This is a genomic window from Limnohabitans sp. 2KL-1 (assembly GCF_003063435.1).
In the GTDB taxonomy this organism is placed as follows: Bacteria; Pseudomonadota; Gammaproteobacteria; order Burkholderiales; family Burkholderiaceae_C; genus Limnohabitans_A.
On sequence record NZ_NESL01000003.1, the window covers coordinates 99,476 to 113,946 of the forward strand.

Genomic DNA, 14,471 nt, shown 5'->3' on the forward strand with positions numbered 1-14,471 from the left:
TCGACCAGGGCAGGCCGGATCAGGCGGGCAACAAGGGCAGCACCGCCATGACCGCCGACACGCTCAGCACCGCCATGGCAGTGGACACGGCCACACCCGCCGTCACGGCGTCTTCTTCCTTGCGGTAACGCTGCGAAAACAAAAAGACGTTGGCACCAATCGGCAAGGCAGCCGCCACGGTCATGACCGCCAGGTGCAGCCCCCGCAGACCCAGCAACCAACCCGCCGCCAACATGAGCATGGGGTGCAACACGGTTTTGACCAGCGACAGACGCAGCGCCAGACCGAACTGTTGCCCGATGGGCGTCAGCGCCAAGGTGATGCCCACCAACACCAGGGCTACGGGCCCAAAAGCACTGCCCAGCAAAGCCAGCGGCCTGTCCACGATGGGGTGCAGCCCCCAGCCCGTTTGCGCATAAGCCAAGCCCACCAAAATCGGCAGCGGCACCGGGTGAATGACGGCGTTGCGGATGGCCGATGCCACGGTGCGCCAGATGGGCCGCCGCTCACCCGACACCGCCGCCTGCTCGTGAGCCACTTGCAACTCCAACACCAGCGTGGCGGCACTCAGCAGCACCAGGGCGTGCAATGAAATCAAGGTGAACAGAAGCACCTGCCCTTCTTGCCCGTAGGCCAGCCCAATCAAGGGCACGCCAATCATCAAGGTGTTGCTGAAAATGCTGGCCAGCGCCAGCACCGATGCCCGGCTGTTGCGGCCATAAACCCACAGCATGGCCACAAACAAAGTGCCTGCCACCAAGAAATACTGCGCCACGGGTTTGAAGTCGAGCTGCTCGATGTGCACGCTGCTCATGGTGCGAAACAGCAAGGCCTGGGTCAGCACCAAAAAAACCAGATTGGACAAATCCCGCACCGACTCACCGCGCACCAGCTTGGCTTTGCCCGCCACAAAGCCAATGAAGATGAGCAACACCACAGGCAGCAGAGAGGACAGGACGGGGTGATCAAGGTTCATGGCGGGATTATCCCGGCCAGCCAGCGCCCTTGCTCAGCGGAAACCACGTAGCGCCGCCACTACAGCAGCGCCACGCGTGTCACTAGAAGCTGGCCTGAACCCCCAGCTTGAAGTTGCGCCCCGGCAAAGGCGACTTGCCAAAAGCCGTGCTCGTGAGGATCGAGCTGGCGCTGTAGGCCAGTTCATCGGTCAGGTTGTCCACACGGGCAAACCACTGCAGCACGGTGGTGTCCAGCTTTTGGCGGTAGGAAACGCTGGCATTGACCAGGGTGTAGGCGCCGGTGGCCACACTGCCTTCGGGCACACGCTTTTGCGCGGCATACCAGTCAGCGCCCAGCTTGGCGCTCCAGGGGCCTTGGCCATAAACCAGCGTTGCACCCAAGCGCATCGGGGCAATGCGGGGCAATGCCTCTCCCGTGCTTTCGTTGGTGGCCCGCACGGTGTCGGCACGCCCATCGAGATCGAGTGTCGAGGTGTTTTGCCACAGACGCTGGCGACCGCTGGCTTCCAAACCGTAAAAGCGGGCCTTGACGCCTTGGTAGCGCTGCAGCGGCAAAACGCCTGGGTCATTCGCTGAGGCAGGTCCGACGGGTTCGCCCTCTTCGTCTCGGTACTCGCCGGTGTTCATCAAGCCGATGTAGTTGGAAAACTGGCTGGCAAAGGCCGTCACATTCAGGCTGTCTGGGCCCGATTTCCACTGGACACCTGCATCCAGGCTGTTGGACTTTTCCAAGCCCAGTTCTTTGTGGCCGATCTCCCATGCATTTGTGGCCAGATGCGGGCCATTGGCAAACAATTCGTAGTCTTTGGGCGCACGCTGCGTCATGGCCGCATTGCCTGTCAAAGACCATGTGGGCGTGAGCTTGAAGACAGCACCCGCAGCCACACTGAACGGTGTGAACTTCTTGGCACCGATGCCCTCGTCAAAGCGCGGTAAATCGGGGTTGCCCAAGGACTCCACCCGCACCGACTCCCAACGCGCTCCAGCAGTAACTTGGCCCCAAGTGGTCGGCAACTCTTCGTGCACAAACAGCGCCTGGCTGCGGGTGCGACTGAAGGGCGCAAAGGCTTCGTCGCCGACAGCAGAAAAGCGGCTCGAATCGGCCTGCACACCCAGCACGCCCTGCCAACCTGATAGCGAACGATGCCGCGCCTCGATTCGCAGGTCTTGGCCCTTATTGGAAAAAACGGTTTCTGCCCCCCCATTGAAAAACTCGGTGTGCAGGTAATCGGTGTAGCCCAAGCGGGCCTTGACGCTTTCAAACCAGCCTGGCATTTGGCGCAGCTGGCCTTCCAAGGCATAACGGGTGGTCTTCATGCCAATCGTCACTTCGTCTTCGGCCACTGTGCCGTAATCGCTTTGGTAACTGTTGACCGATGCGCCCAAATAGCCGTTGGCCCAGAAGGTGCTGACGCCGATCGCACCGCCTCGTGATTCGCTGGCCGAATTGCAAATGCGCCGAGCATTTGCAAGCGAACCCGGTTTGCTGCATTCAAGTGACACGGGCACGCTCACATCGCCTGTTCGGCGGTCAAAACCGTCCACATGCAATGCCCAGCGCTCGTTGCCGGCCTCCACCAGGCCGGCAACGCTGCGTTCGTCATTGCCGGTGCCCGCCTGTACTTGGGCTTTGCCCAGCACCCCCGACATGGCTTCGCGCGGGATGCGGTTGTCGATCACATTGACCACGCCACCCACAGCACTGCCGCCATAAAGCAAGGCGGCGGGGCCGCGCAAAACTTCAATGCGGTCGGTGGACAGGACATCCAAAGGCACAGCGTGGTCATAGCTCAAGGCAGAAACATCCAGGCTGGATGCGCTGTTGTTCAGCACCCGGATGCGGTCACCGTCCAGGCCCCGAATGATGGGGCGGCTGGCGTTGGGGCCAAAGTAGGTGCTGGACACGCCCGGCAAGCCGTTGAGGGTTTCGCCCAAAGTGCTTTGCCCGCGTTCCAGCAAATCGGCACGGCCGAGCGAATTGACGGGCACCGTGGTGGTGTCGCGTCCCAAGGGGTTGCCGGTGATGACGATTTCGCTGGGCACGCCTGGTGCAGCGGTTTGCGCCAAGGCCACAGAATGAGAAAAGGAGAGTGTGGCCAAGCAGGCATACGCCAGGGCCGAATGTTGGAAAGAATGGGTCATAAAGATGCGATTTGAAAGACAGGAACGGGCGTGCGCCTTCCGTCACGGACGGAAAGCCAGCAAACCAGGATCGGGAGTTCAAATCAGCGCAGGAGGCGCACGGGCTTGCGCTGGGGACCAAAACTCATGGCCCGGAGAAAAAGCAAGCCGAAAGATAGGGGCCTGGGTGGGCACCATCGGGGCCGACCACGCCGTGCTCGATGCACTTAGCCGGTCGGCGTGGGCCAGGTGGTCGAGCACCTGACAAAGCGTTGAGCCTGCTTCATGGCCCAGAGGGTCGGCACTTTCGTCTTGATGAGCATGCGCTTCATGCAGGCTCTCGGGGGCAGAAAGCATGAGCTTGGTGCTGTGCTCGATGCCGTGCCACTGCCCCCAAACTGGCGCCCACAGCAAGGCCCAGACCAGCAGAAAATTCAGCCAGGTGGGCAGTCGGGAACGCGCAAAGCTCATTTCGAATCCGTCTTGCTGCAAGCAATCAGTGGACGTGCTTCATACCGCAACTCTTGCCCAAGGCCAAACCCTTGCAAGCGGTTTGCAATTCCTTGGTGCATTGCTCAGGCTTCTTACCCGATTCCAGGCATTTGGCTGCCGCCTCGTGCGCCTCGGCCATGGCGCGGTGGCGCGAGATGTCTTCTTGCGTTTCTTTGCTGCCGTGTTGGGCTGAGGCCCCCCAAGAAAAGCTCAGGACAACGAGAAAAAAGGCTATTTTGTTCATGGATTTCCTTTCGAAAATGGGCTGATCACCGTTGCAGCAATAGCGTTCAAGTGGGGTATCAGCTGACATTGACAGCCGATATTGTCACTCACGCACCAAACGCTCAAACGTCTTCTTAAACTTGGCCACCTTGGGCGCAGCCACGGCCATGCAATAGCCCTGGTAAGGGTTGCGTTCAAAAAAGTCCTGGTGGTAATCCTCGGCCGCGCTGTAGTTGTCAAGCGCCAGCACCTCGGTCACGATGGGCTTGCCAAAAGCGTGGGCCGCCGCCAACTCGGCCATCAGTGTCTGCGCCGCCTTGCCCTGCTCGGGGGTGGTGAAGTAAATACCGCTGCGGTACTGTGTGCCTGTGTCGTTGCCCTGACGGTTGAGCGTGGTCGGGTCGTGGATGACAAAAAAGATTTCCAGCAACTCCCGGGTGCTGATTTGTGCGGTGTCGTATTCGAGCTTGACCACCTCGTTGTGTCCGGTGCGGCCGGTGCAGACTTCTTCGTAAGTGGGTGCCACGGTCTGGCCGTTGCAGTAACCCGACTCCACATCGGTCACGCCGCGCACCTTGACGAAAACCGCCTCGGTGCACCAAAAGCAGCCACCGCCCAAAACCAATGTTTCTGTCATGTTTGTTCCTTTTACGATGTTGAAGATGGACCCCGGATCAAGTCCGGGTGACAGATGCGCCCACCAAGCCCACCCCAGGCAATTTGGATTATCAGTTGCCCACAAGCCCCGCCTGCACCGCCTGCACAAAGTCCCCCAGCGCCGTCTGGTCTCGGTCGCTGCGCCACAGACAGCGCGTGTCGTAACGCACATCCACCTCGCGCAGCGGCACGAACACTGCGCCCGCCAGCGCAGATTGCTGCAAGGCCTTGGGCACCAGCGCCACCCCCAGCCCCTGCGACACCAAGGACACCACACTCAGCCAGTGCCGCAACTCGTGCACCACTTGCGGCATCCAGCCCGCTTGCTCGCACAGCATCAGGATGCGCTCGTGGTAATCGGGCGAGACGGTGCGCGACACCACCACCAGGTTTTCGCCGCGCAGTTGTTCTAGGGCCACGCCAGCTTCGCCGGCCAAGGGGTGGCTGACGGGCAAGCACGCGACCCAAGGCTGGCTGACCACCAGAATTTGCTCAAAGCCCGGCGGCACCCGGGGCGTGTGCACAAAACCCACATCCAGCCGGTCGCGCAACAGCTCGGACAGCTGTTCGGTCGAACTGAGTTCGCGCAACACCAGACGCAAGCGCGGGTGACTGGCCTGAAAACGGTTCAGGATTTGCGGCAAACCGCAGTACAGCATGGTCCCGGCAAAGCCAATGTGCAGCTGGCCCGATTGACCTTCGGCCACATCCCGCGCCTCCCGCGCCGCCGCGCTGGCCTGCGCCAGCAAGGCCCGGGCGGCCGGCACAAAAGCCTGACCCGCCGCCGTGAGCTGCACACCCCGGCTGTTGCGGGTGAACAGCTGCGCCCCCACCGAGGCTTCGAGCTGCTGGATGTTCAGGCTGAGCGGTGGCTGGGAAATGGACAAGCGCTGGGCGGCGCGCCCAAAGTGCAGCTCTTCGGCCAGCATCAAGAAATAACGCAGATGACGGAATTCCATGTATTAAAAAAATGTATTGATAAATCGATAATCAATATTAGACAACTATTCATCTCGCCCTGACAATCGGCTTCAAGATTTTTCAAACGGAGACCTCCAACATGGCCAACCCCAAAAACACCTTCAACTGGGAAGACCCCTTCAACCTCAGCGCCCAGCTCACCGACGACGAGCGCCTGGTGCAGGAGGCCGCCCGCGCCTACTGCCAGGAAAAACTGCTGCCCCGCGTGAAAGACGCGTTCCTGAATGAAACCACCGACGTGGCCATCTTCCGCGAGATGGGCGAGCTGGGCCTGCTGGGCCCCACCATCCCCGAGCAGTACGGCGGCGCAGGCCTGAACTACGTTTGCTATGGCCTGGTGGCCCGCGAAGTCGAGCGCGTGGACTCAGGCTACCGCTCCATGATGAGCGTGCAGTCGTCCTTGGTGATGGTGCCGATCAACGACTTCGGCACCGAAGCCCAAAAGCAAAAATACCTGCCCAAGCTGGCCCGTGGCGAGTGGATCGGCTGCTTTGGCCTGACCGAACCCAACCACGGCTCGGACCCCGGCAGCATGATCACCCGCGCCAAAAAGGTGGACGGCGGCTACAGCATCAGCGGCGCCAAGATGTGGATCACCAACAGCCCCATCGCCGATGTGTTCGTGATCTGGGCCAAGGACGATGGCGGCCAGATCCGTGGCTTCATTTTGGAAAAAGGCTGGAAAGGCCTGTCGGCCCCTGCGGTGCACGGCAAGGTCGGTCTGCGCGCCTCGATCACCGGTGAAATCGTGATGGACGAGGTGTTCTGCCCCGAAGAAAACGCCTTCCCCGAAGTGCGTGGCTTGAAAGGCCCGTTCACCTGCCTGAACAGCGCTCGCTACGGCATCGCCTGGGGCGCATTGGGCGCGGCCGAAGACTGCTACCTGCGCGCCCGTCAGTACGTGATGGACCGCCAGCAGTTCGGCCGTCCCTTGGCCGCCAACCAGCTGATCCAGAAAAAACTGGCCGACATGCTGACCGAAATCAGCCTGGGCCTGCAGGGCTGCCTGGCGCTGGGCCGCATGAAGGATGCGGGCAACGCCCCGGTCGAAGTCACCTCCATCCTCAAGCGCAACAGCTGCGGCAAGGCGCTGGACATTGCCCGCATGGCGCGCGACATGATGGGCGGCAACGGCATCAGCGCCGAATACGGCGTGGCCCGCCACCTGGTGAACCTGGAAGTGGTCAACACCTACGAAGGCACGCACGACGTGCACGCCCTGATTTTGGGCCGGGCGATCACCGGGATTGCCGCCTTCGCCAATTGAGGCCAGACCTCCCACAACAAGAAGGGCTGCCAGTTGGCAGCCCTTCTTGTTTGATGCGCATGAACAAGGTGTTCTTCCTCCTTGATCTGCGCTTCACCCTGAAAGATACGCCATCGCCTTGACGAAGGCATGCCCAAAGCTTACATTACTAACCAGTCAGTCATTAATTAGTCTTTGTGAAGCCCGTCGACCCCCCTGCCCCCCACAAACGCGAACGCCGCAAACAAGACCGCCCAGGCGAACTGCTTGAGGCGGCCTTGGACCTGTTCGTGGAAAAAGGCTTCGCCGCCACCCGCGTTGAAGAAGTGGCGGCCCGTGCGGGCGTGTCCAAGGGCACCCTGTTTTTGTACTTCCCCAGCAAAGAAGACCTGTTCAAGGCCGTGGTGCGCGAAAACGTGGTGGCCCCTGTGGCCCAAGGCGCTGCCGAAGTGGCCCAATTTCAGGGCCCCACCGGTGAACTGCTGGAATGGATGATGCTGCAATGGTGGCACCGCTACGGGGCGACCAAAGCATCCGGCATTTCCAAACTGGTGATGAGCGAAGCCAACAACTTCCCCGACCTGGCGGTTTTTTTTCAACGTGAGGCGATTGCACCGGCACACGCTTTGGTGCGCAACGCCTTGCAGCGCGGGATTGACCGGGGCGAATTCCGGGGCATGAACGTGGATTTGGTCTTGCACTCGGTCATGGCCCCACTCTTGTTTTTGGTGATGTGGAAGCATTCCATGGGTCCTTGCTGTCCCAGCCAAGACCAGATCGACCCCGAAGCCTTTATTTCACAGCACGCGCGATTGATGGCGCGTGGGCTGTCATTTCCTGAAACAATAACAATATGAAAAAAGCAACTTTATGGATTTTGTCGGCCGTGGCCGTCGCCGTTTTGGCAGCGGGCGGCGTGCGTTGGGCCAGCCAACGCCAAGCCAGCCCCGCGCCGGCAACACCCCCTGCAGCGGCTGTGCCCACCATCGAACTGGCCAGCACCGATGTGTTCGCCGCCCAAACGCAAACCCTGACCCTCGGCATTCCGGTGTCGGGTGCCCTCAAGGCCAGCCAAAGCGCCGTCATCAAGGCCCGTGTCGCGGGTGAATTGATGGCCCTGACCGTTCGCGAGGGTGACAGCGTGCAAGCGGGGCAAGTCATTGCCCGCGTGGACCCCACCGAGTTCCAGGCCCGTGCACGCCAGGCACAGCAGCAAGCCGAGGCGGCCAAGGCCCAAGTCGACATTGCCCAGCGCCAGCTGGACAACAACCAGGCGCTGGTGAACCAGGGTTTCATCTCGCAAACCGCGCTGATCACTTCGCAAGCCACGCTCAGTGGTGCCAAAGCCACCCACATGGCTGCCGTGGCGGCACTGGATGTGGCCACCAAAGCCCTGGACGATGCCACCCTGCGCGCCCCCATGGCGGGCGTGGTGGCCCAGCGTCTGGCCCAGCCGGGGGAACGGGTGGCCATCGAAGCGCGCATTGTCGAGGTGGTCAACCTGTCTCAACTGGAACTGGAAGCCGCACTGCCGGCCAGCGATGCCAGCAAGGTGCGGGTGGGCATGCAAGCCCGGCTCCAGGTCGAGGGCTTGGCCGAACCTGTGGACGCGCGGGTGTTGCGCATCAATCCCAGTGCCCAGGCCGGCAGTCGCAGCGTTTTGGTCTATTTAGGCGTCAAGGGCCGCGAAGGCATGCGCCAAGGTCTGTTTGCCCAGGGCAGTCTGGGCACCCAGAGTGTGCAGGCACTGGCGGTGCCGGTGAGCAGCGTGCGCACCGACAAACCCCAGCCTTATGTGCAGGTGCTTCAAAACGGCAAAGTCGTGCATGTCACGGTCAAACCCGGCGCACGCAGCGAAGGCGATAGCCAGAGCCTGATGGCCGTTGAAGGCCTGAGCGAAGGCATGCAGGTGCTGGTGGGCAGTGTGGGGTCGGTGCGCGAAGGCGTGCGGGTCCAATTCACGGCCACCGCCAAATAAAGGGCGAACAGCATGTGGTTCACCCGCGTCAGTCTGCAAAACCCGGTTTTTGCCACCATGGTCATGCTGGCCCTTGTGGTGCTGGGTTTGTTCTCGTTCCAGCGACTCAAAGTCGACCAGTTTCCCAACATCGATTTCCCGGTGGTGGTGGTCACCACCGAATACCCCGGTGCTTCCCCCGAAATTGTGGAAAGCGAAGTCTCCAAGAAAATCGAAGAAGGCGTCAACTCCATCGCGGGCATCAGCGCCCTGACCTCGCGCAGCTACGAAAACCAGTCGGTGGTGGTGATCGAGTTCCAACTGCAGATCGATGGCCGCAAAGCCGCCGAAGATGTGCGCGAAAAAGTCGCCTCGCTGCGCCCCTTGCTGCGCACCGAAGTCAAAGAACCCCGGGTGCTGCGCTTTGACCCGTCCAGCCGCGCCGTGTGGTCGCTGGCCGTCATTCCCGAAGGGGACAAACTCAACGCGGTAGAGCTGACCAACTGGTCCGAGCAGGTGCTCAAAAAACGCCTGGAGAACGTGCGCGGCGTGGGCTCGGTGACCCTGGTGGGCGGCAGCCGCCGTGAAATCAACCTGTATTTGCAACCGGCTGCCATGGAAGCGCTGGGCGTCAGCGCCGAGCAGGTGGTGGCCGCCGTGCGCAATGAAAACCAGGACTTGCCCGTGGGTGCCATCCGCTCGCTGCAGCAAGAGCGCATGGTGCAGATCAGCTCGCGCATGGCCAGGCCCGAAGATTTCGGCCGCATCATCGTGGCGCGCAAGAACGGCAGCCCCATCCGCCTGTCGCAAGTGGCCACGGTGCAAGACGGTGCCCAAGAGCTGGAAAACCTGGCGCTCTACAACGGCCAGCGCACGCTCTTGATGTCGGTGCAAAAGTCGCAGGATGAAAACACCATCCAGGTGGTCGACGGCCTGATCAAGACCGTGGCCGAGCTCAAGGACCAGTTGCCTGCGGGCGTGAAGCTCGAACCCATCACCGACAACTCCCGGCCCATCCGCGTGTCGGTGAACAATGTGCGCCAGACCCTGATCGAAGGCGCCATCCTCACGGTGCTGATCGTTTTCCTTTTCCTCAACTCCTGGCGCTCCACCGTCATCACGGGCCTGACGCTGCCGATCTCGCTGATCGGCACCTTCATGTTCATGCAGATGTTCGGCTTCACCATCAACATGATCACGTTGATGGCCTTGTCGCTGTGCGTGGGCCTCTTGATCGATGACGCGATCGTGGTGCGCGAGAACATCGTGCGCCATGTGCAAATGGGCAAGAACGCGTTCAACGCGTCCATGGACGGCACGAGCGAGATCGGACTGGCCGTGCTGGCCACCACTTTGTCCATCGTGGCGGTGTTTTTGCCCATCGGCTTCATGGAAGGCATCATCGGCAAGTTCTTCCACGAGTTCGGCATCACCATCGTGGCGGCCGTGATGATCTCGATGTTCGTCAGCTTCACGCTCGACCCTATGCTGTCGAGCATCTGGCACGACCCCAGCATCGAGGCGCATGGTCAAAACCATGCGCCTGTCGGCTGGTACGACAAAACCATTGGCCGCGTGACGGGCTGGTTTGACCGCAGCACCGACCGACTGGCCGACGGCTACCAGGGCATCCTGCGCTGGGCATTGGTGCACAAAAAATCGACCGTCTTGCTGGCCCTGGGCATTTTTGTGGCCAGCGTGTTCATGACGCGCCTGCTGGGCACCGAGTTTGTGCCCAAGGCCGATTTTTCCGAAACCTCGGTCAAGTTTGAAACCCCCGTGGGCACCTCGCTCGAAGCCACCGAGGCCAAGGCCCGCCAGGTCGAGGCCATCGTGCGCAGCTTTCCAGAGGTGCGCTACACGGTGAGCACCCTCAACACCGCCAACGCGCAGGGCAAAAACAACGTCAACCTCTACATTCGCCTGGTGGACCGTAAGCAGCGCAGCCGCAATGCCGACCAGATGTCGGCTGTGCTGCGCGATCGTCTCAAGCAGGTGCCCGGCATCTCGGTCACGCATGCGGGTTTGCTCGACGCGATTGGCGGCAACAAGCAAATCGAGTTCTCGCTGCAAGGCCCGGACCAGAAAGAGCTCGAACGCCTGGCCCTGCAGGCGTTGGCCAAGATCCGTGACATTCCCGGTCTGGTGGATCTGGATTCAAGCGTCAAGCCCAACAAGCCAGTGATCGGTGTGCAGATCAAACAGGACTCGGCCTCGGACCTGGGCCTGGGCACGGCGCAGCTGGCAGGCCCGCTGCGCACCCTGGTGGCCGGACAAACCGTGGGCAACTGGCGCGCACCCGACGACCAGACCTATGACGTGAACGTGCGCCTGTCGCCCGTCGCACGCAACAGCCCGCAAGACCTGGAACGCCTGCCCTTTGTGGTGGGTGCAACGGCCGACGGCAGCCCGCGCATCGTGCGCCTGGGCCAGGTGGCGCAAGTGACGGAAACCACTGGCTCCAACCAGATCAACCGGCGCGACCTGATGCGCGAAGTGGCCATCAACGCCAACGTGTTCGGACGCGCAGCGGGAGAGGTGTCGGCCGACATCCAAAAAGCCATGGACAGCCTGAACCTGCCGCCCGGTTACCGCTACAGCTTTGGCGGTTCGACCAAAAGCATGGCCGAATCCTTTGGCTACGCCCTGTCGGCCTTGGTCATGGCGGTGATTTTCATCTACATGATTTTGGCCAGCCAGTTCAAGAGCTTCCTGCAACCTCTGGCCTTGATGACCGCCTTGCCGCTGACCCTGATCGGCGTGGTGCTGGCTCTGCTGGTGTTCCGCTCCACCTTGTCGATGTTCTCCATCATCGGGGTGATCATGCTCATGGGCCTGGTCACCAAAAACGCCATCTTGCTGGTGGACTTTGCCATCCGGGCACGGGAAGACCAGACGGACACGGATGGCCGCCGCATCCCCGGCATGGCCCGCCACGAGGCCCTGTTGATGGCGGCCAAGGTGCGCCTTCGTCCCATCTTGATGACCACGCTGGCCATGATTTTCGGCATGGTGCCGCTGGCCTTTGCCTTGTCTGAAGGCTCCGAACAACGTGCCCCCATGGGCCAGGCCGTCATCGGCGGGGTCATCACCTCGTCCTTGCTGACCCTGGTGGTGGTGCCCGTGGTGTACTGCTATATGGACGATCTGGCGCAGTGGCTGCGCCGCAAAGCTGGTCTGGCACCCAGCCGTCAGGGACACGACACGCCCGCCGCTTAAAATCCTGCGATATTTGAACAAGACCCACTGGAGTAAAAAATGGATCTGAACCAGGCCCGTTTCAACATGATTGAGCAGCAAATCCGCCCCTGGGAAGTGCTGGACCCGCAAGTGCTGGCGCTGCTGTCCACCGTGCGCCGGGAAGACTTTGTGCCGCTGGCCCACAAGGCCCTGGCCTTTGTGGACATGGACATCCCGCTGGGTGCAGCGCCCAACCAGGTCATGCTGGCCCCCCGCGTGCAAGCCCGCCTGCTGCAAGACCTGGCCGTGCAAAAGACCGACAAGGTGCTGGACATCGGCACCGGCTCGGGCTTCATGGCCGCCTTGCTGGGCCACCAGGCCGCCAGCGTGCTCAGCCTGGAAATCGACACCAGCCTGGCCGATCAGGCCCGTGCCAACCTGCAAAAAGCCGGCGTGACCAACGTCACCGTGCGCCAGGCCGATGGCAGCCAGGGCGCTGTCGCCGACGGCCCGTTTGATGTGATCTTGCTCAATGGCTCCGTGGCCGAGGTGCCCGCCGCTTTGCTGCAACAACTGACCGTGGGCGGCCGCCTGGTCGCCATCGTCGGCGATGAGCCCATGATGCGCGCCACCGTGATCACCCGCACGGGCCAAAACAGCTGGACCACCACCGAGCCCTGGGACTGCAATGCCCCGCGCCTGAGCGGATTTGCTGAACCCTCCCGCTTCAAGTTCTGATCGCTCGCCGTGGACCAGCTCTACCCCTCCCAAATCGCTGACTGGGCGAAAGCCCAGACCCAACGCCCCGTCTTGCTCGATGTGCGTGAAGGCTGGGAATGCCAGACCGCCAGCGCCCAACCCGATGGCCTGGACCTGGTGCACATGCCCATGCAAACCATCCCGGCGCGGCTGCACGAACTTGACAAATCACGCCCCATTGCCTGCTTGTGCCACCACGGTAGCCGCAGCATGCAAGTGGCCGCCTTTTTGCTGCAACACGGCTTTCAGGTCGTGAACGTGGCCGGTGGCATCCACGCCTGGTCTGCACAAGTGGACCCCGGCATACCGGTTTACTGAATCGCCCTGTGGTCTGATTTTTAGTCCGATTTTTAGAAAAGAGCCGCCATGAAACTGCGCACCCTGCCCTTGACTTTGGCCTTGATGGCCGCCTTTGCAGGCGGTGCCCAGGCCCAAAGCCTGGTTCCACTGTACGAAGCGGCCAAAGGCCATGACGCCCCTTACAAGGCAGCTCGTGCACAGTACGAGGCCAACCTGGCCAAGGCTGAGCAGGCCAAGGCCTTGCTGCGCCCCACGGCAGGCCTGGGGGGCAGCCTGTCGGAAACCGATCTGAGCAACCAGACCACCCCGTCAGCTGACCGTCAATTCGGCACCCGCGCCCTGACACTGACAGCCAGCCAGCCGCTGTACCGCCCCGCCAACCAGGCCAGTTACGAACAAGGCATGAAGCAAGTCGCCTTGGCACAAGCCCAGCTGAAAATGGCCGAGCAGGAGTTGATCGTGCGCATCAGCCAGGCCTACTTTGATGTGCTCACCGCACAAGAGAGCCTGAACTTTGTCAAGGCCCAGAAATCTGCTGTCGCGGAGCAACTGGCGGCAGCCAAGCGCAATTTTGAAGTGGGCACCTCCACAATCACCGACACCCGCGAAGCACAGGCCCGCTACGACCTCGTCATCGCCCAGGAAATTGCGGCCGATAACGAACTGCGGATCAAAAAGCTGGCTTTGGATGACACCGTGGGCACGCCCGGCGTACAACCCAAGCCCCTGCTGGCTGCTGTCGATCTGGACCGCCTGCCCCTGGGCACCGTAGACACCTGGGTTGCCCAATCCGAACAGGCAAACGGCAGCATTGCCCAAGCCCGCATTGGCCTGGACGTGGCCCAGCTGGAAATCAACAAAGCCAAGGCAGGCCATCTGCCCACCCTGGACCTGACCGCCAGCTATGGCATCAATCGTTTTCGCAATGGCGCCACCTCCCAGCCCAACACCAACGCCGCCACGGTGGGCCTGGCTTTCAATCTGCCTTTGTATGCCGGACACGCCACGCAAAACCGCATCAAGGAAGTTCTGTCGCTTGAAGACAAAGCCCGCAACGACCTCGACGCTGCACAGCGCAGCGTGGCCCAAGCCACGCGCACGGCGTTCTTTGGCGTGCAGTCAGGTCTGAGCCAGGTCAAGGCCCTGCAAGCGGCCGAGGCATCGAGCCAGAGTGCCCTGGACGCCAACAAACTGGGCTACCAGGTGGGTGTGCGCATCAACATCGATGTGCTCAACAGCCAAAGCCAGCTGTTCCAGACCAAGCGCGATCTGGCCAAAGCACGCCACGACGTGTTGCTGGGTCAGCTGCGCCTGCGCCAGGCCAGCGGCACGTTGCAAGCCGAGGACCTGCAAAGCATCCACAATTTGCTGCAAAAATGAGTTGAATCCTGGTGGCGCTGGCCACCTGCCAAACTCACTCTCCCGCTTCAGATCAACCGGCATCTGAAGCGGAACGGCTGGGTAAAGGGAGGGCCCAACAGTTGACTGGCCTGCCCCAAGTTACAGCGTGACATGCCTGAGCGGGCCCAAACCAGGCACGCACCAGGCACCCACCAGGCAATCACCCGGCCGGACC

At 61.7% G+C, this 14,471-nt stretch carries 13 protein-coding genes; 7 read left to right on the top strand and 6 right to left on the bottom strand.

What is annotated here, in order from left to right:
- Positions 1-19: 19 nt before the first annotated feature.
- The 6 genes from B9Z47_RS08580 to B9Z47_RS08605 all read right to left on the bottom strand — a co-directional run bounded on the left by B9Z47_RS08580 (position 20) and on the right by B9Z47_RS08605 (position 5,431).
- The gene (locus B9Z47_RS08580) at positions 20-976 is read right to left on the bottom strand and encodes an AEC family transporter (protein ID WP_108330846.1); all 957 of its coding nucleotides are present in this window, start codon (positions 974-976) and stop codon (positions 20-22) included.
- 82 nt (positions 977-1,058) lie between these two features.
- Positions 1,059-3,119: a TonB-dependent receptor gene (locus B9Z47_RS08585; protein WP_108330847.1), complete on the bottom strand. Its 2,061-nt coding sequence runs from the start codon at positions 3,117-3,119 to the stop codon at positions 1,059-1,061.
- Positions 3,120-3,197: 78 nt separating this feature from the next.
- Complete coding sequence (locus B9Z47_RS08590; RefSeq protein ID WP_108330848.1) at positions 3,198-3,569, bottom strand: DUF2946 family protein; 372 nt, start codon at positions 3,567-3,569, stop codon at positions 3,198-3,200.
- A gap of 25 nt (positions 3,570-3,594) precedes the next feature.
- The gene (locus B9Z47_RS08595) at positions 3,595-3,834 is read right to left on the bottom strand and encodes a hypothetical protein (protein ID WP_108330849.1); all 240 of its coding nucleotides are present in this window, start codon (positions 3,832-3,834) and stop codon (positions 3,595-3,597) included.
- Positions 3,835-3,918: 84 nt separating this feature from the next.
- On the bottom strand, positions 3,919-4,452 hold the full coding sequence (msrA, locus tag B9Z47_RS08600) for a peptide-methionine (S)-S-oxide reductase MsrA (RefSeq protein ID WP_108330850.1): 534 nt from the start codon (positions 4,450-4,452) through the stop codon (positions 3,919-3,921).
- A gap of 91 nt (positions 4,453-4,543) precedes the next feature.
- Positions 4,544-5,431, bottom strand: coding sequence for a LysR family transcriptional regulator (locus B9Z47_RS08605; RefSeq protein WP_108330851.1), 888 nt, complete (start codon positions 5,429-5,431; stop codon positions 4,544-4,546).
- Positions 5,432-5,532: 101 nt separating this feature from the next.
- On the opposite strand from B9Z47_RS08605, the gene B9Z47_RS08610 reads away from it, so the two are divergent.
- The 7 genes from B9Z47_RS08610 to B9Z47_RS08640 all read left to right on the top strand — a co-directional run bounded on the left by B9Z47_RS08610 (position 5,533) and on the right by B9Z47_RS08640 (position 14,275).
- Positions 5,533-6,720, top strand: coding sequence for an acyl-CoA dehydrogenase (locus B9Z47_RS08610; protein WP_108330852.1), 1,188 nt, complete (start codon positions 5,533-5,535; stop codon positions 6,718-6,720).
- 176 nt (positions 6,721-6,896) lie between these two features.
- Positions 6,897-7,556: a TetR/AcrR family transcriptional regulator gene (locus B9Z47_RS08615; protein ID WP_108330853.1), complete on the top strand. Its 660-nt coding sequence runs from the start codon at positions 6,897-6,899 to the stop codon at positions 7,554-7,556.
- Positions 7,553-8,677 carry an efflux RND transporter periplasmic adaptor subunit gene (locus B9Z47_RS08620; RefSeq protein WP_108330854.1) on the top strand — a complete coding sequence of 375 codons (1,125 nt, stop codon included), beginning with the start codon at positions 7,553-7,555 and terminating at the stop codon, positions 8,675-8,677. The genes B9Z47_RS08615 and B9Z47_RS08620 overlap by 4 nt, the downstream gene beginning before the upstream one ends.
- Positions 8,678-8,689: 12 nt before the next feature.
- Positions 8,690-11,875: an efflux RND transporter permease subunit gene (locus B9Z47_RS08625; protein ID WP_108330855.1), complete on the top strand. Its 3,186-nt coding sequence runs from the start codon at positions 8,690-8,692 to the stop codon at positions 11,873-11,875.
- A gap of 39 nt (positions 11,876-11,914) precedes the next feature.
- Positions 11,915-12,574: a protein-L-isoaspartate O-methyltransferase gene (locus B9Z47_RS08630; RefSeq protein WP_108330856.1), complete on the top strand. Its 660-nt coding sequence runs from the start codon at positions 11,915-11,917 to the stop codon at positions 12,572-12,574.
- 9 nt (positions 12,575-12,583) lie between these two features.
- On the top strand, positions 12,584-12,913 hold the full coding sequence (locus tag B9Z47_RS08635; RefSeq protein WP_108330857.1) for a rhodanese-like domain-containing protein: 330 nt from the start codon (positions 12,584-12,586) through the stop codon (positions 12,911-12,913).
- A 48-nt stretch (positions 12,914-12,961) separates the two neighbouring features.
- The gene (locus B9Z47_RS08640) at positions 12,962-14,275 is read left to right on the top strand and encodes a TolC family outer membrane protein (protein WP_108330858.1); all 1,314 of its coding nucleotides are present in this window, start codon (positions 12,962-12,964) and stop codon (positions 14,273-14,275) included.
- Positions 14,276-14,471 lie beyond the last annotated feature (196 nt).

Coding starts and splice junctions, on each gene's coding strand:
- B9Z47_RS08580 (WP_108330846.1), bottom strand. CDS start 976: ATGAACCTTGATCACCCCGTCCTGTCCTCTCTGCTGCCTGTGGTGTTG.
- B9Z47_RS08585 (WP_108330847.1), bottom strand. CDS start 3,119: ATGACCCATTCTTTCCAACATTCGGCCCTGGCGTATGCCTGCTTGGCC.
- B9Z47_RS08590 (WP_108330848.1), bottom strand. CDS start 3,569: ATGAGCTTTGCGCGTTCCCGACTGCCCACCTGGCTGAATTTTCTGCTG.
- B9Z47_RS08595 (WP_108330849.1), bottom strand. CDS start 3,834: ATGAACAAAATAGCCTTTTTTCTCGTTGTCCTGAGCTTTTCTTGGGGG.
- msrA (WP_108330850.1), bottom strand. CDS start 4,452: ATGACAGAAACATTGGTTTTGGGCGGTGGCTGCTTTTGGTGCACCGAG.
- B9Z47_RS08605 (WP_108330851.1), bottom strand. CDS start 5,431: ATGGAATTCCGTCATCTGCGTTATTTCTTGATGCTGGCCGAAGAGCTG.
- B9Z47_RS08610 (WP_108330852.1), top strand. CDS start 5,533: ATGGCCAACCCCAAAAACACCTTCAACTGGGAAGACCCCTTCAACCTC.
- B9Z47_RS08620 (WP_108330854.1), top strand. CDS start 7,553: ATGAAAAAAGCAACTTTATGGATTTTGTCGGCCGTGGCCGTCGCCGTT.
- B9Z47_RS08625 (WP_108330855.1), top strand. CDS start 8,690: ATGTGGTTCACCCGCGTCAGTCTGCAAAACCCGGTTTTTGCCACCATG.
- B9Z47_RS08630 (WP_108330856.1), top strand. CDS start 11,915: ATGGATCTGAACCAGGCCCGTTTCAACATGATTGAGCAGCAAATCCGC.
- B9Z47_RS08640 (WP_108330858.1), top strand. CDS start 12,962: ATGAAACTGCGCACCCTGCCCTTGACTTTGGCCTTGATGGCCGCCTTT.